The following is an 18490-nucleotide window of genomic DNA, read 5'->3' as shown; positions in this document are numbered from 1 at the left end:
GCAGGCGAGCACACGATGACGAAGAACATGACCCCCTTCGAGGCCCTCGAGATCGAGATGTGGAGCCTCCGCAACGCCCGGGAACGCCACCTCACCGTCCCCGTCCTGCTGGACTTCGCCGTGCGTCAACGCGAGCTCCCGTTGGCCGACGCCGTCGAAGCGACGATGCAGATCTTCCGCCGCTACCGCGCCCGCTACCGGCACGACGCCACCACCACCGCGCGCACCGCCCGCCTGGTCCCCGAGATCGAGGCGTACTCCAACGGCTACCGTGCTGCCGACGGCGCCGCCCGGGTCTCCCTGTCGGAGACCTACGTGCTGGACATCGACCTCATCGCCGACATCGAGGACTCCGGCTTCCGCCAGAACGAGACCCCTGACGTCCCCGCCGACGAGGTCTGGCCCACCCTTCTCCGCCACCTGCGCAGCATCGGCATGGTCGTAGAGATGCAGGACGACCCGGCGCAGGTGGAACGCACCGGGCCCTTCACCCTCAACGTCCACTCCGCCCTGCCGGGCAGCGTCCCGCCGGTGGACCTGGACACGTCCTCGGCGTGGTACGTGCTGCGCCTGGCCCCGGAGCTGGGCGGGCCGGGCGCCGCGGACACCCTCGCCGTCATCGCCGAGGTGCTCGGCCACATCTTCCTGGCGCATGCCCCGCAGGTGTGGTCGGACCCACGCACCTGGTCGGAGAGCGCGATGCCCTGGCCGCCGGACATGCCCACGACCAGCCACTGGTGGCTGCCGTCCCGGCTGGTCGACCCGGATCTGCTGACCAGCAGGCACTTCACGGAGGTTCAGGCCCAGGAGGCGATGACGGCGGGCATGGTCGCCTTCGCCCGGGCGGGGCTGATCCCCCATCTGCCGGATTCCGGTTCCCTCGGCGCGGCGGACCGGCTGCCCAAGGAGTTCCGGTGGCGTGCGGTGATGGACGCCGCGGCGGAACTCGAGGCGATGCTCACCGGCGCGATGCCGCAGCGCATGGTCTACCCGCCGGCGGACGACCGACGCACCCGTGACCTGAACGAGCCGTGAGCGCACCAGGTGGCGGCGGGACCGTCCCACCCGCCGGATTTCGGCCTTCTGCGGCCCGCTGGTAGAGTTCATCGGGTTGACCCGCGACCACCCGCGGCGCACACACCGCAACCGGCAGGACCTTGGGTCGGTTGTCAGAGACCGTGTGTGCGGCTCACCCGGGTGGAAGTGGCGAACGATCACCGATTCACCGTTCAGAAAGAGGTAGGCCCCATGGCTAACATCAAGCAGCAGAAGAAGCGCGTCCTCACCAACGAGGCCGCCCGCAAGCGCAACCAGGCTGTCCGCTCCCGCCTGCGCACCGAGACCCGCAAGTTCGAGGCCGCTGTCGCCGCCGGCGACAAGGACGCCGCCACCGCACAGCTGCGCGTCACCAACCGCCTGTACGACAAGGCCGCCACCAAGGGTGTCATCCACAAGAACAACGCGGCCAACAAGAAGTCCGGCCTGGCTGCCCAGCTGAACAAGCTCGTCGGTTAATCCCGCCTTCTGCAGCACGAAGCCCCGCGTCCGGTCCATACCGGAGGCGGGGTTTTCTGTCGTGCCGTGGGTTGACTGACAGGCGTCGGGTCAGTCCTGGAAGCTGACGTAGCAGATCCCCGACTGCCGGTTGACGAAGATGGACCAGTCCTTCTCACCCTGCACGAGCGCCTTGCCGAGCCACGGGTCCTCGGACTCGTTGTACGACCTCCCCAGCGGGAAGCCCACCTGGCCGGCGTCCCTGTCGCCGTACGGGTACCAGAGCCAAGGTTCCTCCGTGTCGTCGACGTCCCAGACATACCGGATGACCGTCTCCTTTGCCCGCGGGTCCTTGATCGCCAGCGCGAGCTGCAGACGGCCCTCGTCCCCGATCTCCTTCAGGATCGCGGCATTCGACGGGCTCACCGTCCAGTAGTGGCGGGCACGCTCACGTGCCTCGTCGTCGCTCCACGGCCACCGGGGATCCCACCCCCGACGTGGCTCCTCCCCCTTGTCACCGACATAGGCGATCCGGAACCCGCTGTCGTCTACCTCGTCGAGGATCTCGTCCTCGGAGAAGGACTTGTCGTCGTCGCTGCCCTTGACCACCACGCAGACGCATTCATCCGCACGGGGGCCACCGGGGGCGAAGTCCTCCAGTTCCGCGGCACTCAACCGCTCCACGTGTTCCTTCTCCGCCGCGTAGAAGCGACGGACCTCGCCGGCCGGCATAAGCACCTCGGCCTCATGGTGACCGGAGACCAGGTTCGTCAGGTCGTTGCCGTAGGTCCTCATCATCTTGATGACCAGGGCCTCGGTACGCAGTGCCTCGTCCTCCGACAGTCCCCACTCGACCAGGTAGGCGTAGCGCTCGATGTCGAGGTCGTCGCCGTCTGCCGCGTAGAGGTCCCTGATCGTCTCCTTCTTCCTGGTCATCACGACATCAGGGTCGTCCTGCATACGGCGGAGGTCCGACAGGGTCTCCTTGAAATGTGCCTTCCACCTGTTGCCCCGCCCTTTGCCCACGTAGAAGATGTTCCGCAGGTCGAACCCCTCCTCCACCGGGCGCCGGGACAACGCGTAGACGTAGTAGTCCCCCTTCCCACCGACACTGACCTCGATGTCCTGACTCTGGTCGCCACCTTGCCGTTTCATTCCTTTTGCCATGGATACGCACTATATCTCCGCCAGTCGCCTTCTGCTGGGTGTCCGGGGAGTACTCCCCGGTTGTCCTGCGAGGCGGGCGTCGTCGTGAAATCGTGGGTAGTCGACGACGACCGCAGGACACGAGGACGGGGAGACACGGATGGACAGAGCCGGCACGACAGAATCCCGGGCCAGGCGGACCACGGGGAGTTCGGCCACCACCAGTACGTACGACAAGGATTTCCTCCGTCACGGCATGCGTCTCAGGCTCGACGACAGTTACGATGTCGCCGAACTGCCGGAGTGGAGGGCCGCGGTCTTCAGCATCGCGATGCCTTTTCCCGCACGTGGGCTGCCTCCTGCCCTCACGGGAGAGAGATTCATTGACCTGGGTCCGTCATGGCGGCCGGGTCGGTTCCGGGGGATCCAGATGATCTCGACGCCCATCGAGATCGACGGCCGCTACCGTGCACCGGATTTCGACCGCGACGGTGCGACGTCGTACGAATACACGCCGCGTACGTTCCACCAGTCCGCCAGTGCCAGATTCAAGGGCCCTCTCGCCCAGACCGTCGGGAGCAGCCGGGTGGACCAGGGTATTCCGTCCAAGGGAGCCGTCTCCCGTGGCGTGGGTGCAGTCGTCGCCGACGGAAACCATGCGGCACAGCCCGACGACGTCCGGTGCCACCGGTACATGTTCGACGCCGACACCTACAAGGTGTCCCCTGCGGGTACGGATATCCGCGACGACGGCCAACCGTCGCACCCCATCGCGAAATACCGGATACGCGGCGGAGGAAACGACGATTCCTGCAGGGCTGCAGACCCCTCCGTGAGTCTCGTCTGTGCGGAATTCCTCCAGTACCGGGGTATGGTCACCCACCGTTTCCACGCGGACACCGGCGCGTCGGAGACCGGCGAACTCGCCCATGATTTCCTTGTTCTCCACGTCATCGCGGAGAACTGCGACGGCCCGACCCTCGAGAAAGTCTCGCAGACCCTCCACCGGTCCCGTAATGTCGTCGAGATCTGCGACTGGGACCGGAATAACCGGCACACGGCGGAAAATGTCCATGCCTCATGCAGAAGCACGAAGCGCGGTAATCCGGGCATCCGGCTGCTGCCGTTTTTCGTCGACCAGGCGGTCCACGCCCTCAACGAGGGACTCCCGCTCCCTCCCGGCACCGACGGACACCAGAGGAAGTTCTCCGCGACAGTCCACAAGGGTGGCTGGTTGGACGGCACCTACCCGAATCCGGGAGTAGCCGTTCCAGAGACCGTTCCACTGACGGGGACGGTCGACGGGAACGGGTCGATTCCCGTGTGGCGTGGAATGGGTGGTAACCAGCCCCTCCGCACCGTCTGCGCCGTTCCCGGGCACACCGATTATCCGCAGCCGCAGCTTTTCGGTGACGTGGACGTCGAGGAGGAGTCTGCCTGGTGTGAACTCGACATGTGGGCCTGGGAACTCGGATCCGGCGCCGATGACTACGCCGAGGGAATCCCACGGTACTCCGCCGAGGTCAAGGATTCTCCGGACCACAGCCGCTACGAGTACTGGACCATGCTGCCTACCGCGAACGGCACCGCTGTCGTGCGGAATGCTCCGGCGTCTCCCCAGGATTGTCGTCCATGGATGCTGTCCAGTACCCGTTTCATCGACCTCGCGATCCTGATCCACCGGTCGACCTCGATGCTCTCGAATATCAGCGAGCGGCTCCGTGCGATCCGATTCTCCACCGCATCGACGACACGCGGTTCGTCGCCGTGTTCCACCCCCGACGACGAAGCACAGTCGCTCACGGCCGATCTGAACACCTTCCAGTTGATCCAGTCCGACTTCGTTCGTTTCCGGGACCGCCTGTGGTTCGACGCGGTCCCCGACCGGGAATTCGAGACAGACTTCATGACCGCGCTGCGCGAGGCCACCGGTGCAGCCCGGCGTTACGCCGACGTGAAGGACGAACTGGATCTACGGCAGGCCGTCTACACGACGCAGTTCAACTCCCGTCAGATCGAACTCGACCGCGAGATCCGTAATCGGGCGGAGCAGGACGCCCACCAACGCGCAGACGTGAAGGAACGCGAGGAAGCTCAACGTCGTTTTGATGAAGCGGCCGCGAGAGAGGAGCGGGAAGCGGCCGAGGCGCACCGGAGGGAAAGCGAGAGCGCGCGGAACCTGGCGCTCGGTTTCCTGGCGATCATCTTCGCCGTCCCCGGCCTCGTCCAGTTGCTCCCCACCACGGACTCGATGATCCCGTTCTGGGCGACGGCCGTGTTCATCGTCGCCTTCATCGCCGCCTCGCTGGTGTATCTCCGGGCACGGCAACGCAGGGATTCCTGACCGCCGACGCCACTCCCCCGCATTTCATGTCCGGCGCAACGACTAGCATGTCGGCAACACCTGACAGACCTCTAAGGAACCACTGCATGCACATCACCTTCGGTTGGGGCTTCGACACGGCCCGCTGGTTCGACCCCGCCACCAGCACCACCACCGCTTCGAGCAACCTCGGGTCAGTGACCGTCGGCCCGAACCAGTTCGCCGACATCCTCGCCACCCGCCTGGCGCTCTCCGCACCGGAATGCGACGCTCCGGTCCGCATCGCGGCCTACCGCGGCGTCCTGGCCCGTGTGCTGGAGACGCAGGATCCGCACAGCTGGCCGGTGGCGAGCTTCCGCGCCGATCCGTGGACGGCCTCCCGGGAACTGCTGTCCTGGCGTGACCAGCTGGTCGCGTCTGGTTGGGACGCTTCAGCGACGGGTGCCGACGCGCCGCACCGGCTGCAGGTGCTCAGCAGGGTCGAGCAGGCGCTGGCGGACGAACCGGGCTGGTCACCGGGACCGGCCGACGTGCTCCGGGAGGTCGACCGCACGCTCGCCGATCTCGTCGACACCGGCGAACCCTGGCCCCTGGGGATCGACCGGGTGGACCTCGACGGCCACCTCGACGACCTGCCGCCGGTGTGGCACCGGATCACCGGGAACCTCAGGGAGCTCGGCGTCGACCTCGGTGAACTCCCGGTCCCGGAGCCGCTGGAGGACCTCACGCTGATCACCTCGGACACCGTCTGGGACGCGGCACCCGTGGCGGCCGCACATCTCGCCGGGCTCAGCGGCGAGAGGATCCGGCACACGGTCATCGCCGGGACGTCCACCGCCCTGCTGGACCGTGAACTCCAGCGCATCGGACGCCCCGCCCTCGGCGTCGCCGAACGCCAGGCCTCCGCCTACGCGCAGGTGATCCCGTTGTACCTGCGGGCGATGACCACCCCGCACGACATCCACGCGCTCGTCGACCTGCTGAACACCGGCGTCACCGTCGACGGGACGACCACCACGCTGGTCCCCGGCCCACTGCGTCGCCGTCTGGTCGACGCCCTCAACCAGCAACCCGGTGTCGGCGGACCTGCCTGGGACGCCGCCGTCTCCGACGCCCTCGCGGACTGTTCGGACCGTCCCGCCACCGCAGAGAAGATCCGTGACTTCGACACCCTGGTCCGGCACCGTCCCCTGTCTGTCGACGACGGTTTCGACACCGCCGAGGTCGCCCTCCACCTGGAGTGGCTGCAACGCCAGTTCACCTCCCAGGGCCGTGGCCAGTCGGCGTCCTCCGGCATCGGCAGCCGGATCGCCCCGTTGCGCGACCTGATCGTCGGCCTGGGCGCGCGCATCTCCGCCCGGGAACTCGACCAGGTCATCGCGGAGTTCACCGGCACCGGCGGTGTCGGCGTGCAGGCTAGCGCGGACGCCTACTCCGACGTGGTGACCGGCCCTGCCCAGCTGGGAGTGGGCAGTGCACCGGTCGTGTGGTGGCTGCCCGCGGACGACGGCACCGCTCCGCGAGACCGGGTCCGTCCCGATGAAGCACAGTGGCTGGCCGACCACGGCGTCGTCCTGCCGGACCCCGAGGCCGACGCCCGCCGCGTGCTGGACTCCCAGCTCCGTGCGCTGCGCCGTCGCCGACACGTGACCGCGTTGACCGTCGAGACCGTCAACGGTGAGCCTGCCGCACAGCACCCCGCCCTGACGTTCCTGGTCGACGACCTGCACCGGCAGGGTCGTGAACCCCACGTCGTGCCCGGTGACCTCCCCGAGGATCACCGCACGGTCCCGGGGCCGGTCACCATCGACGTCCCCGACCCGGTCTCCCGCAGCCTGACGCCGGGCGACCACCTCCTGCCCACCCGCATCAGCTTCTCCCAGTGGGAGAAGCTGCTGGTACACCCCCTGGAATGGCTGCTGGAGCGTCGGCTCGGCATCCGCGCCGGCGGCCTGGCCACCGTCCCCACCGGCAACCAGATGGTCGGCACCTGGCTGCACACCGTCGTGGAGAACATCGTCAACCGCCACCTCGCCGACACCGCAGACACTGCCGACGCCGCCGTCACCGATGCCGCTGTCACCGTCCCGGCCGACCACGCCGAGATCGCCGCCGAGCTCCGACGGCTGCTGCCCTGGTACGCCGCCGAACTACTGATGCCCGGGCGCAGCCGTGAACTCGGGACCACCCTGGCTCTGGCCGAACAGTCCATCGCCGGACTGTTCACCACCCTCACCGACGCCGGCATCCGGATCCGTGCCGTCGAGGCGTCCTTCACCACCAGCGTGACCGGCAGCCACGGCGCCGAGGGCGACCTCGAGCTCGCCGGACTACGGGACATGGACGTGGTCATGCCCGACGGCACCCCCGGGGTCATCGACCTGAAGTACACCTTCGCCCGCAAGAAGTACCGTGACGCGGTGCAGGACGGTACCGCACTCCAGCTCGCCGTGTACGCCGCCTCCGTCGCCGACGAGCACGGCCTGCAGCGCCTCGCCGACGTGCCCGTCGCCTACTTCAACCTGCGCGACAACCGGCTCGACACCACCGACGGACGTTTCGGGGCGGCCGAGCCCCTCACCGTCGACCCCTCCGGCACCGGCGCCGCCGACGCGGACGAACTCTGGGACCGCGCGGTCACCGGGCTCAACCGCATCCTCGACGACCTACGCACCGGCCGGGTCACCGACCTGGGCAATCTCGTGGTCCAGAGGGAATGGCAGGACTGGGAGGCCCCGAAGAGGGGATCCTCCCCCAGCTCCCCCTATGACGACGACACCACCGCGGCCTACACCGCCGCACTCCGCGATGCACGCTCCACCGAGTTCTTCCCGGAGAAGAACGCCGTCTACACCGACTACCCGCTGATCACCGGCGCCGAGGGGGACTTCTCATGACCACATGGACGATCATCAAGGCCTCCGCCGGTTCCGGCAAGACCTACCGGCTCACCGAGCTTCTCACCGAACGGCTCCGACGCGTCGACGCCGACGGCACCCACCCGTACCGCCCGTCGCAGATCATCGCCACGACGTTCACCCGCGCCGCCGCGGCGGAGCTCAAGGAACGCATCCGGGGCACGCTGGTGGACGACGGTCTGCTCGAGCAGGCGGCCGCGCTGCCGACGGCCCTGATCGGCACGGTGAACTCCGTGACCGGGCGGATCCTCACCGACTTCGCCATGGACGCCGGACGCTCCCCCGAGCTCTCCGTGCTCACCGAACAGTCGCAGAAGGACGCCTTCCGCCTGGCCACCGACCGCATCATCGCCGACGCGGAGACCTCCCACCGCGACCTGCTGGCCCGTACCGGCTACGACGACGACAGCGACGGCGGCTACTTCAGCTCCGGGGTCAACTGGGCCGCGACCGTACGCACCGTCACCGACCATGCCCGCGCCAACGACATCGACGCCGCCGACCTGGCCGGATTCGCCGAGTCCAGTATCCGGGAGCTCCACCTCGCCCTCGACAGCGCAGGTGGCCCCGCAACCGGGGACGGTCCTGCGGTCGACACCCGGTCCCTGCTGGCCGGCGCGGCACAGCGCATCCCCGACCAGCTCCGGGCCGACATCGAGGCCGGCCGGATCACCACGCGTTCGGCGGCGAGCCTGCAGAGCAGGTTCCCCGACCTCGACCGCTTCGCCCGGCGCGTCCGGCGTGAGCGCCACAACATCCCGTGGCGGGACTGGCTGCGCACCGCCGACGGCAAGGTCCCCGGGGTCGACGGCCCGACGAAGCCGATCAAGGAGGCCTACGGCGGCGTCGTCACCAGTGACGACATCGCCGCGGACCCGGACCTGCGCGCGGATCTGGACGCGCTGATCCGTCTGGTCTTCGACACCGCCGCCGCCTGCCTGGACGCCTACGCCGAGTACAAGAACGCCCTGGGGCTCATCGACTTCACCGACCAGGAGCAGCTGACCCTGCGTCTGCTCCGTGGTGACGGGGTCGACCCGTCCACCACCGCGGCGGTGCGTACCGCCCTCGCCGCGCGCTACCGCATCCTGGTCGTCGACGAGTTCCAGGACACCAGTCCCCTGCAACTGGCGTTGTTCACCGAACTCGCCGGTCTGGTCGAGGAGGTGATCTGGGTCGGTGACCCGAAGCAGTCCATCTACGGGTTCCGCGGGTCCGACCCCGCCCTCATGGATGCCGCGGTGGAGACCATCACCGACCCGGACGGGGTCGCGGGTACCGCGGAGACCCTGTCGCACTCCTGGCGTACCCACGCCGAACCGCTGGGGCTGTCGAACCGGCTGTTCGGCCACCTCTTCCCCGGGCAGAACGTGACCCTCACCGTCCCCGGGCACCTGGCGGAGGAACGCTCCGGAGGAGCAACCGTCCTGTGGACGCCGGCCGAGGGGGCGAAGAAGAACAAGGACACCTGGTTCGCCCGGATCGCCACCGGGCTGCGTTCCCTGGAGGCCGCTGAGGGTGTGCCCGCCCGTGGCCGGGCCGTTCTGGTGCGCAACAACACCCATGCCGCGGAGTTGCGTGCCGAGTTGCGTCGCCACGGGATCCCCTGCACCGGTGGCGGAACGCCGCTGGCGCAGACCAGGGAGGGTCAGCTCGTGCGTGCCGCCGTCGCCTGGCTGCTGGATGAGCGCGACACCCAGGCGCTGGTCGAGCTGGTCACCTTCCTGGACGACCACGCCGCCCACACCGGCTGGTTCGATACCCTCACCGCACTGGGTACCCGTGAGGAACGCCGGGAGAGATTCGCCGACTGGGCGCAGGACGAGTCGTTGGCCCCGCTGCGACGGTTGCGTCCGACGTTGTCGGAGGTCCCGGTCGCTGACACGGTCGGTGCCGTCATCGACGCTCTCGACCTGCGTCGACGCATCGCCACCTGGACCGACCCGACGGAGCGCACCGGGTCGGTGCTCGGGATCCTGCGCGCGGTGGAGGACTACACCGCCGAGGCGGATTCCGGCAACCGGCCCGCCACCCCGGCGGGTTTCCTCGAGCACCTGGCCTCCGAGGACGCGGTCTCGGCACCGACGGCCGACCCGGGCGCGGTGTTCGTCGACACGATCCACCAGTCGAAGGGGTTGGAGTGGGACACGGTGGTCGTCGCCCTCCCGGATGTCCGTGACCGGTTCGTCCCCGCCGGTGTCTGGGTGCAGTCCACGGCACCGTTGACGATGGAGGCGCCGCTCGCCGGGCGTGAGATCCGGTTCTGGCCGGCGACGGTCACCGACATCAGCTCGGTCAAGGAACTCTTGGCCGACACCGGTGTCCAGACCCGGCGTCGGCAGGCCGACATGCTCGAGGAGCAGCGGGTCCTCTACGTCGCGCTCACCCGGTCGAGGACCCGTACGGTCCTCGCCCCGTACTCCGGTGTCGGGAAGTGGAAGCCCCTCGCCGAGACCGGCCTGCAGGACGACCAGCTGACCGAACTGCTCGGCTGCCCCGTCCGCGAGATCGACGCCAGCGACACCGGCGACGTCGGCGACGCCGATTCCGGCATCGGTGCCGGGACGTCCACCCCTCTCCCGCGTGCGGCCGTCCTCGACAGCCGGCGGGCCCTTGCCCCGGTACCCGCCCCGTACCTGCCTGCCACGTTCGCCCCCAGCGGTGTGGAGGCCGACGACGACATCCTCGCCACCGCCTCCGTCGCCGAGATCGCAGACCTCGGGGAGCCGTTGGTCAGTGGAGGCGGTGAGGAGTGGAACAAGGTCGGCGACTGCATCCACGCCTACCTCGCCGCCCCGCTGGGCCAGCTCTCCGACGCCCGGCGCCAGGCCGCCGCCTCGCGCCTGGTCGCCGGCTGGGGCGTCGGTGACCGTGTGACCGCCGACCAGGTCGTCACCGCGGGGCAACGGTGGACGGACTGGGTGGGGCGGACCTTCCCCGGTGCCGTCACCGCCAGCGAGGTGCCGTTCGCCTGGACCAACCCCGACCACCAGCGTGCCCAGGGGTGGCTGGACCAGCTGCTCACCCTGCCTGACGGCCGGCGGGTCGTCGTCGACCACAAGACCTACCCTGGCCTGGACCCGGTCGGTCATGTGCGAGCCACCTACCTCGGGCAGATGGACGTCTACCGCCGGGCGCTGACCGACATCGACGGCCGCCCGCCGGCGGCTGTCCTGGTCCATCTTCCGCTGCTCGGGTCGGTGCTGGAGGTGTCGCTGACGTAGGCGTTCCGGGACGCCGAGGCGCCCGCGGAGCGTGACGGGGGTAACAACACCACCCCGAGCGGATCGGTTTTCACCGCCAAAGGTACGTTCGTCACTACCAACGTTGACGTTCAAGGAGTTCTACCCGCATGTCCGTACTCGACCGCGATGCCATCATCGCCCCGGTCAATTTCAACCGCTGGCTCATTCCGCCGGCGGCCCTGGCCATCCACCTCAGCATCGGCCAGGCGTATGCCTTCTCCGTGTTCAAGAGCCCCCTGGCCGAGCACTTCGACGTCGGTGACGTCGCCACCGGCTGGATCTTCTCCCTGGCCATCGCGATGCTCGGTATCTCCGCCGCCATCTTCGGACCGTGGGTGGAGAAGGCCGGGCCGCGGAAGTCCATGGTCGCCGCCGGCACCTGCTGGGTCCTCGGCTTCTTCGTCGCGACCCTGGGAATCTGGACCGGCCAACTCTGGCTGGTGTACTTCGGCTACGGCTTCATCGGCGGCATCGGCCTGGGTATCGGCTACATCGCCCCGGTGTCCACCCTGATGAAATGGTTCCCCGACCGTCCCGGCCTGGCCACCGGCCTGGCGATCATGGGGTTTGGTGGCGGTGCGCTGATCGCCAGCCCCGCCTCCAACGACCTCATGGCCTTCTTCAGCGATGACCCGGACTCCCTGACCCCCGGTGTGCCGCAGACCTTCCTGACCCTGGCGATCGTCTACCTGGTCGTCATCGCACTCGGAGCATTCGTCATCCGGCTGCCCCACCCCGACTGGACCCCCAAGGGCTACACCAAGCCCACGAAGCCGGGGAACTCCGTCCAGTCGTCCGGCAACGTGTCGGTGTCCTCGGCGATGCGCACCCCGCAGTTCTGGCTGCTGTGGGTGGTGCTGTTCACCAACGTCACCGCCGGTATCGGCATCCTCGAGTCGGCCTCGCCGATGATCCAGAGCTCCTTCGCCATCACCGCGGTCGCCGCCGGTGGTTTCGTCGGCCTGCTGTCGCTGACCAACATGGCCGGACGCTTCGTCTGGTCCACCGTCTCCGACTACATCGGGCGCAAGAACACCTACGTGATGTACCTGGGGCTCGGCGCGGTCCTCTACCTGCTGCTGGCCAGCTTCGGTTCGCACTCGCTGGCGCTGTTCGTGGTCAGCGCACTGGTCATCCTGTCCTTCTACGGCGGAGGTTTCGCCACTGCCCCGGCCTACCTCAAGGACCTTTTCGGCACCTACCAGGTCGGCGCCATCCACGGCCGGCTCCTCACCGCGTGGGCGGCGGCCGGTGTCGCCGGGCCGCTGATCGTGAACTCCATCGTGGAGTCCCAGGAGTCCGCCGGACGCTCCGGCTTCGACCTCTACCGGCTCTCCCTGTTCATCATGGTCGGTGTGCTGGCCGTCGGTTTCCTCGCGAACCTGTTCATCACCAAGGTCAACACCCGTCACTATGAGGACCCCGAGGTCGTCGAGGCCAAGGCACAGGCCGACCGGGCCGCCGCGGCGGAAGCCTCCGACGCACGGGCCGCCGGTGACGTCAAGGGCGCCTCCAGCGGGGTGCACACCACCGTGGCCGGCGTGTTGGCCGTCATCGTCATCGGGGCACTGGTCTACGGTGTCGTCCAGACGGCCACCACCGCCACCGGACTGTTCACCGGTTAGGCACGACCCCCTGGGAGTGACTCCGCATGACCACCACCAACACCACACCACTCGGGCTCATCGACGCCGACGGACTGCTCACCGACGATGAACGGGTCCTGCGGGACACCGTCGCCGACTTCGCCGCCCGTGAACTCACCCCGAACATCGCCGGCTGGTACTCCGACGGCACCCTGCCGGTCGCTGGTCTCGCACCGAAACTCGGCGACCTGGGGGTCCTCGGCATGCACCTGGAGGGCTACGGCTGCACCGGGGCCACCGCCACCGAATACGGCCTGGCCTGCATGGAGATCGAGGCGGTGGACTCGGGTCTGCGCTCCCTGGTCTCCGTGCAGGGGTCGTTGGCGATGTTCGCCATCCACCACTGGGGCTCCGAGGAGCAGAAGGAGCACTACCTGCCGGGCATGGCCGCCGGCACCACCGTCGGGTGCTTCGGCTTGACCGAGCCCGACGCCGGTTCCGACCCGGCCAATATGCGTACCCGAGCGGTGCGCGACGGGGACGACTGGATCCTCACCGGCACCAAGATGTGGATCACCAACGCACCGGTCGCCGATGTCGCCGTCATCTGGGCCAGGACGGACGAAGGGTACGCAGGCTTCATCGTCGACACCGCGACCGAGGGTGTCAGCACCCCGGAGATCACCCGCAAGCTCTCGCTGCGGGCGTCGGTGACCGGTGAGATCGTGCTGGACAACTGCCGGGTCCCGGACGCCCGACGTCTCCCCCACGTGAGCTCGTTGCGGGGTCCGCTGACCTGCCTCAACGAAGCCCGCTACGGCATCATCTTCGGTGCTCTGGGCTCCGCCCGGGACGCACTGGCCACTACGCTGGACTACGTGTCCACCCGGCAGGTCTTCGGCAGCCCGTTGAGCTCCTTCCAGCTGACCCAGGCCAAGCTGGCGGACATGGCCGTCGAACTCGACAAGTCCTTCCTGCTGGCCCTGCAACTCGGACGGTTGAAGGACGCCGGCACGCTGGCTCCCCACCAGGTCAGCGTCGGCAAACTCAACTCCACGCGCATCGCCCTGGAGATCACCCGGGAATGCCGGACGCTGCTGGGCGCCTCCGGCGTCACCCTGGAGTACTCGCCCCTGCGGCACGCCAACAACCTGGAGTCCGTACTCACCTACGAGGGCACCGCAGAGATGCACCAGCTCACCATCGGCCAGGCCCTCACCGGGCAGCAGGCCTTCCGGAACCGGAGCTGACCACCGCCGCGTCGGGTGCATCCTGGGCGGTGACCTCGGAGGGCCGCCCCCGGGACGGACCTCCGAGCATCACCGCGTAGTACAGCACCCCGCCCAGGGCTGCACCGATCAACCAGGCGAAACCGGACAGGTCCTGCAGCGCCGGTACCCATACGGTGAGCACCGCGAAGACCGCGGCGACGCTGACCGCCGCCAGCCCCTTCATGTTCCATCCGTTCCGGTAGAAGTACGGGCCGTCCCGGTCCAGCGAGAACGCGGCCCGCAGGTCCACCTGCCGACGCCGGATCACGTAGTAGTCCACCACCAGCACCCCGTACAGCGGGGCCAGCACAGCGCCCAGGGTGTCCACGAATGTCGGCAGACCGATGTCGTCGATGACCGCCACCCACAGCGCACCGATCACGAACCCGAGCAGCGCGGTGATGATCCCTCCCAGACGGAAACTGATCTTCGACGGTGCCAGATTGGCGATGTCGTAGGCCGGTGGAATGAAGTTCGCCACCAGGTTAACCCCCACCGTCGCCACCAGGAACGTCACCGCGGCGATGATCGACAGCACCACTGAGTCCGCCTGGCCGACGATGTCGGACGGGTTGTCCATCGGTGTGCCCTGCCCGTCCTGGAACACCACGTACGCCCCTGCCGTGATGAACAGTGCCAGGAACGTGAACAAGGCCAACGACAACGGCAGTCCGGTGAAGTTCCCCAGCTTCATCGACCTCTCCGAACGGGAGAACCGGGAGAAGTCACCGAAGTTGATGATCACCGCGGAGAAGTACGCCACCATCGTGCCGACGACCCCGACGAACGCCGACACTGCAGCCCATCCGGTCACGTCGTCGTTGTTGAAGATGGAACCGACCGCAGGCAGCATCTCCGAGCCGGCACGCACCCAGATCACCACGAGGAGGATCACCATCACCACGTACACGGCCGGGCCGGCGACGTTCAGGAAACGGGCGATCGCGTCGATCCCCCTGCTGAACAGGGCGACCTGGAGTACCGCGACGATCACATAGGAGATCCACGACACCATGTTCATACCCAGGAACTCACCGGACTGCAGGGAACCGAACGCGGAGTTGATCGCCAACGCCACCGCCGTGGACGCGAAGTACGTCTGCGCCCCGTACCAGAAGATCGCCACCACCCCACGGACCAGCGCGGGGAAGCGCGCACCGAGCACCCCCATCGACAGCCGCGCCATCACGGCGTACGGCACACCCAGCCGCACACTCGGCGCACCCGACAGGTTCACCAGCCAGTTGACGATGGCCCCGGCGAGGATGATCGCGGCGAACACGTACCATCCGCTGATGCCGGCACCGATGAACAGGGATGCGGCGAGTGTGTACCCGGCCAGGGACTGGACGTCGTTGGTCCAGACGTTGAATATCTCGAAGGCGCCCCATTTTCGGTGGTGCGTCGCGATCGGGGCGAGATCCGCGTTGAACAGTGCGGGGTCTGCGGTGGTGCCGTGAATATCGGTGCTCTGGAAACCTCGGTCGTCATTGTCGCGCATGGGCCCGCCCGATCTGTCGTCGTAGGGACGTCGTTGAGGGACAACCCTAGACTGCGCAGAACGGCGGGCGCCAGTGATTCACCACACACCAAGTAGGCTCGTCAGCGAGTATCACACCCTGCAGGTCGGGCTACGCCGGACTAGTGCTCGCCGCGAGAGGTCACCACGAGGTCGTCGGTGACCCTCCACCGTTCGCCGATGAACCCACCGGCCGCGGTGATCAGCGACACGACTGCGAGGATGACGATCGCCGGCGTCGACGACGGTTCATCCTGCAATCCCATCAATGCCGTGGCGATGAACGGCAGGAAGCCGGTGATGGCCCCGGCGAGGTTGTATCCCAGCGATACCCCGGTGTACCGCAGATGAGCAGGGAAGAGCTCGCTGAGCAGCGCTCCGGTGACGGAGTAGGAGATGGTCAGGACACCGATCCCCAGGGAGATCGCGACGGTGATCGCGAGAATACTGCCGGTGTCGATCAGCATGAACAGCGGCCACGCGGCCACTGCCGTGACGACACCGCCGAACGCGACGACCGTGCCCGGGCCGAACTTCTCGGCGACGCGTCCGAAGATCAGGACGACGACGATCTGCACGACGGCGGCGACCAACGTCGCATTGACCACCGGCTGCCGCTCCACGCCGAGGGTTCCGGTCGCGTAGCTGACGACGAAGGTGTTCATCACGTAGAAACCGCCGACGCCGAGGAGTGCGACGCAGACCGCGACGCACAGCTGGCGCCACCCGGAACGGAAGACCTCGAATGCCGACGTCTTGGGCTGGTCCTCACCCTCCATATCTTCCATGAGCTGGGCGAACACCGGTGACTCCTCCACCTGGAGGCGGATCAGCAGGGCGACACCGAGCAGCGGGAAGGCCGCCAGGAAGGGCAGTCGCCACCCCCAGGCGTCGACGGAGTCTGACGGGAGCAGCAGTACGAGGGTGAACGCCGCGGAGGACAGCAGGGTGCCGACCGGGGAACCGAGCTGCACCATGGCCGCGTAGCGTCCGCGCTTCTCCGGCGGTGCGTGCTCGATGGCGATCGTGGTCGCCCCGCCCCACTCGCCGCCGACGGCGACTCCCTGCAGGAGCCGCAACAGCGCGAGAAGGACCGGGGCGGCGATCCCAATGTCGCCGAAGGTGGGCAACAGCCCGATCACACCGGTCGCGGTCCCGATGGCGACGATGCTGATGATCAGCGTGGGACGCCTCCCCACCCGGTCCCCGAGCAGACCGAAGAGGAATGCACCGATCGGCCGGGCGACGAACCCCACGCCGAAGGTGGCGAAGGAGGCCATCGTCGCCGCGAGCGCGTTGAGGTCGGTGAAGAACAGGTGGTTGAACACCAGTGCCGCTGCGGTACCGAAAAGGAAGTAGTCGTACCATTCCAACGCCGTACCGACGAAGGCTGCACGGGCGATACGCGAGACGTCTTTCGCGCTGACCTCCACGGCACCGGCTGACCCACCGGCGCCGTCGGGGTCGGGGACGTGCGCGGGGGCGGTGATGGGCCCGGCGGGCCCGGGGCTGTCGGCAGTGGCCACAGAACTCTCCTCTTTCTAGGGGACGGGTGCGAGCCTAAACAGCACCCGCCGGACTCAGTGAGTCCCGTCACACAACGGTGGCAAAGCGATGCACGGCACCCGGCCAGCATTGTGCATGTGACCAACCATGACGCCGATCCAGCCGGTCTCCCGGCACGGTCACGGCGCCGGCGGGAGCAGCAGCTGCACGATACCCGCGTGCCCGGGGCGGGTGACATCCAACCCGGTCGCCGTCGCGAAACTGTTCAACCGGTTGACCACGGTGTTGCGGTGGCAGTACATCGCCGATGCCGTGCCCTTCACCGTTCCGGTGCGCAGGTACGTCCTCACGGTCGGCACCAGGTGGTCCGACTCGTCGCGGACCAGTGCCTCGATCGCCGCCCCTTCGTCCTGCAGGAACCCGGGGACCAGCCGGGCACGGATATGGCGCAACACGGCGCCGGGAAGCAGCTCCCCGTACGGGTGCAGACGGGTCAGTTCGGGGTGTGACCGCAGCATCTCCACTGCACCGCGTGCCGTCACCCGGACCCCCGCCAGACCGGGCACGTCGCTGAACAGCACACCGGCGCAGTCACCGATCATCTCGTCCAGCGGCCGGGCTTTGTCCGGTGGTCGCAGCACCACCAGCGTCGGCCCGAGTTCGTGGCCGAACAGGGTGCCGTCGGCGAGTTCGTCGGCGATGGACCGGCGGACGGCCGCGACGTGCTCGGGAGGGATCACCGCCAGCTCGAAGCCGGCGTCTGCGTGGACCCCGAGACCGGTGGCGATGTCCCCGAGCATGTCGCTGTGCACGGTCCCCTCGGCGAAGAGGCGGGCCAGGTGCCGCTGGTTGGCGAGGCTGACGTTCTGGGCGATCCTGGCGGTCTCCCTGATGAACTCCTCGCGGACCGAGAACGAGTACCGGTCGACGACGACATGCACCCGCTCGACGTGGTCGATGAGCACACCGGTGTGCTCCTCCCCCGCGTGCAGGCGGATTCTGCGCCACAGCACCGGGAAGTCCAGCTGCACCGCGTCCACCAGGTCCTGCATCGCGACCCCCTGCCGGGCGCGCAGACGTCCGAGACGGCGCGCGATCAGGTGCCGGTCGGGGGCGTCCGATGGTGACCGGAGCCGGTCGATGAGGAAGACGAAGGTCTCCGCCGCCGAGTCCGCGAGATCCTCCCGGCTCACCAGGTCCCCGGAGTAGAGCCCGGACGAGGAGAGTTCCGACAGGAACTCCTCGACGAGCAGGGGCACCTCGTCCTCCAGCTTGTCCACCAGGCGAAGCCACAGGTGATCGTCGGCGGCGGTTGTCGTCCCGTCTGGGAGGTCGGAGTGCATGTGCACAACCCTACGCCGTGGATCACCGACAGAATCACAGGGACAGCCCTGGTTCGCCCCGTCCGGTCCACACCCGGACGTAGGGTGCTGTGGACCACACAAACTACCCGCCGGTGGCCCTACCGCCACCAGAAGCCGT

At 68.1% G+C, this 18490-nt stretch carries 11 protein-coding genes; 7 read left to right on the top strand and 4 right to left on the bottom strand.

Features of this window, described 5'->3' with window-relative positions:
- Positions 1-15: 15 nt before the first annotated feature.
- Together MUN33_RS06530 and rpsT are read left to right on the top strand one after the other, a co-directional pair.
- Positions 16-1035 carry a hypothetical protein gene (locus MUN33_RS06530; RefSeq protein ID WP_244804099.1) on the top strand — a complete coding sequence of 340 codons (1020 nt, stop codon included), beginning with the start codon at positions 16-18 and terminating at the stop codon, positions 1033-1035.
- Positions 1036-1248: 213 nt separating this feature from the next.
- Positions 1249-1515: a 30S ribosomal protein S20 gene (gene rpsT / locus MUN33_RS06525; protein ID WP_244804098.1), complete on the top strand. Its 267-nt coding sequence runs from the start codon at positions 1249-1251 to the stop codon at positions 1513-1515.
- Between the two features lie 90 nt (positions 1516-1605).
- Here rpsT and MUN33_RS06520 read toward each other — a convergent pair whose 3' ends face one another.
- Positions 1606-2661 carry a GIY-YIG nuclease family protein gene (locus MUN33_RS06520; RefSeq protein ID WP_244804097.1) on the bottom strand — a complete coding sequence of 352 codons (1056 nt, stop codon included), beginning with the start codon at positions 2659-2661 and terminating at the stop codon, positions 1606-1608.
- Positions 2662-3070: 409 nt separating this feature from the next.
- Here MUN33_RS06520 and MUN33_RS06515 point away from each other — a divergent pair, with 409 nt between their 5' ends.
- The 5 genes from MUN33_RS06515 (at position 3071) to MUN33_RS06495 (ending at position 13962) form a co-directional block, all read left to right on the top strand.
- On the top strand, positions 3071-4984 hold the full coding sequence (locus MUN33_RS06515) for a hypothetical protein (RefSeq protein WP_244804096.1): 1914 nt from the start codon (positions 3071-3073) through the stop codon (positions 4982-4984).
- A gap of 86 nt (positions 4985-5070) precedes the next feature.
- Positions 5071-7860 (top strand): PD-(D/E)XK nuclease family protein, encoded by a 2790-nt coding sequence (locus MUN33_RS06510; RefSeq protein WP_244804095.1) that lies wholly within the window; start codon positions 5071-5073, stop codon positions 7858-7860.
- Positions 7857-11105: a UvrD-helicase domain-containing protein gene (locus tag MUN33_RS06505; protein WP_244804094.1), complete on the top strand. Its 3249-nt coding sequence runs from the start codon at positions 7857-7859 to the stop codon at positions 11103-11105. Before MUN33_RS06510 ends, MUN33_RS06505 begins: the two co-directional genes overlap by 4 nt.
- A gap of 128 nt (positions 11106-11233) precedes the next feature.
- A complete protein-coding gene (locus tag MUN33_RS06500; RefSeq protein WP_244804093.1) occupies positions 11234-12751 on the top strand; it encodes an L-lactate MFS transporter in 1518 nt (505 codons plus the stop codon).
- A 26-nt stretch (positions 12752-12777) separates the two neighbouring features.
- On the top strand, positions 12778-13962 hold the full coding sequence (locus MUN33_RS06495; protein ID WP_244804092.1) for an acyl-CoA dehydrogenase family protein: 1185 nt from the start codon (positions 12778-12780) through the stop codon (positions 13960-13962).
- On the opposite strand, the gene MUN33_RS06490 is transcribed toward MUN33_RS06495, so the two are convergent.
- The 3 genes from MUN33_RS06490 to MUN33_RS06480 form a co-directional block, all read right to left on the bottom strand.
- Positions 13928-15484 (bottom strand): NCS1 family nucleobase:cation symporter-1, encoded by a 1557-nt coding sequence (locus MUN33_RS06490; protein WP_244804091.1) that lies wholly within the window; start codon positions 15482-15484, stop codon positions 13928-13930. The two genes, MUN33_RS06495 and MUN33_RS06490, sit on opposite strands and share 35 nt — an antisense overlap.
- 140 nt (positions 15485-15624) lie before the next feature.
- The gene (locus MUN33_RS06485; RefSeq protein WP_244804090.1) at positions 15625-17028 is read right to left on the bottom strand and encodes an MFS transporter; all 1404 of its coding nucleotides are present in this window, start codon (positions 17026-17028) and stop codon (positions 15625-15627) included.
- A gap of 159 nt (positions 17029-17187) precedes the next feature.
- A complete protein-coding gene (locus tag MUN33_RS06480; RefSeq protein ID WP_244804089.1) occupies positions 17188-18351 on the bottom strand; it encodes an RsbRD N-terminal domain-containing protein in 1164 nt (387 codons plus the stop codon).
- Positions 18352-18490 lie beyond the last annotated feature (139 nt).

This window comes from Corynebacterium kalidii (assembly GCF_022869005.1).
GTDB classification, from domain to species: domain Bacteria; phylum Actinomycetota; class Actinomycetes; order Mycobacteriales; family Mycobacteriaceae; genus Corynebacterium; species Corynebacterium kalidii.
The sequence above is the reverse complement of the archived record's forward strand: the minus strand, read 5'-3'. Positions and strand labels throughout refer to the sequence as shown.

Bases quoted from the DNA above. Each gene is read 5' to 3' on its own strand.
- MUN33_RS06530 (WP_244804099.1), top strand. From the start codon at position 16: ATGACGAAGAACATGACCCCCTTCGAGGCCCTCGAGATCGAGATGTGG.
- rpsT (WP_244804098.1), top strand. From the start codon at position 1,249: ATGGCTAACATCAAGCAGCAGAAGAAGCGCGTCCTCACCAACGAGGCC.
- MUN33_RS06520 (WP_244804097.1), bottom strand. From the start codon at position 2,661: ATGGCAAAAGGAATGAAACGGCAAGGTGGCGACCAGAGTCAGGACATC.
- MUN33_RS06515 (WP_244804096.1), top strand. From the start codon at position 3,071: ATGATCTCGACGCCCATCGAGATCGACGGCCGCTACCGTGCACCGGAT.
- MUN33_RS06510 (WP_244804095.1), top strand. From the start codon at position 5,071: ATGCACATCACCTTCGGTTGGGGCTTCGACACGGCCCGCTGGTTCGAC.
- MUN33_RS06505 (WP_244804094.1), top strand. From the start codon at position 7,857: ATGACCACATGGACGATCATCAAGGCCTCCGCCGGTTCCGGCAAGACC.
- MUN33_RS06500 (WP_244804093.1), top strand. From the start codon at position 11,234: ATGTCCGTACTCGACCGCGATGCCATCATCGCCCCGGTCAATTTCAAC.
- MUN33_RS06495 (WP_244804092.1), top strand. From the start codon at position 12,778: ATGACCACCACCAACACCACACCACTCGGGCTCATCGACGCCGACGGA.
- MUN33_RS06490 (WP_244804091.1), bottom strand. From the start codon at position 15,484: ATGCGCGACAATGACGACCGAGGTTTCCAGAGCACCGATATTCACGGC.
- MUN33_RS06480 (WP_244804089.1), bottom strand. From the start codon at position 18,351: ATGCACTCCGACCTCCCAGACGGGACGACAACCGCCGCCGACGATCAC.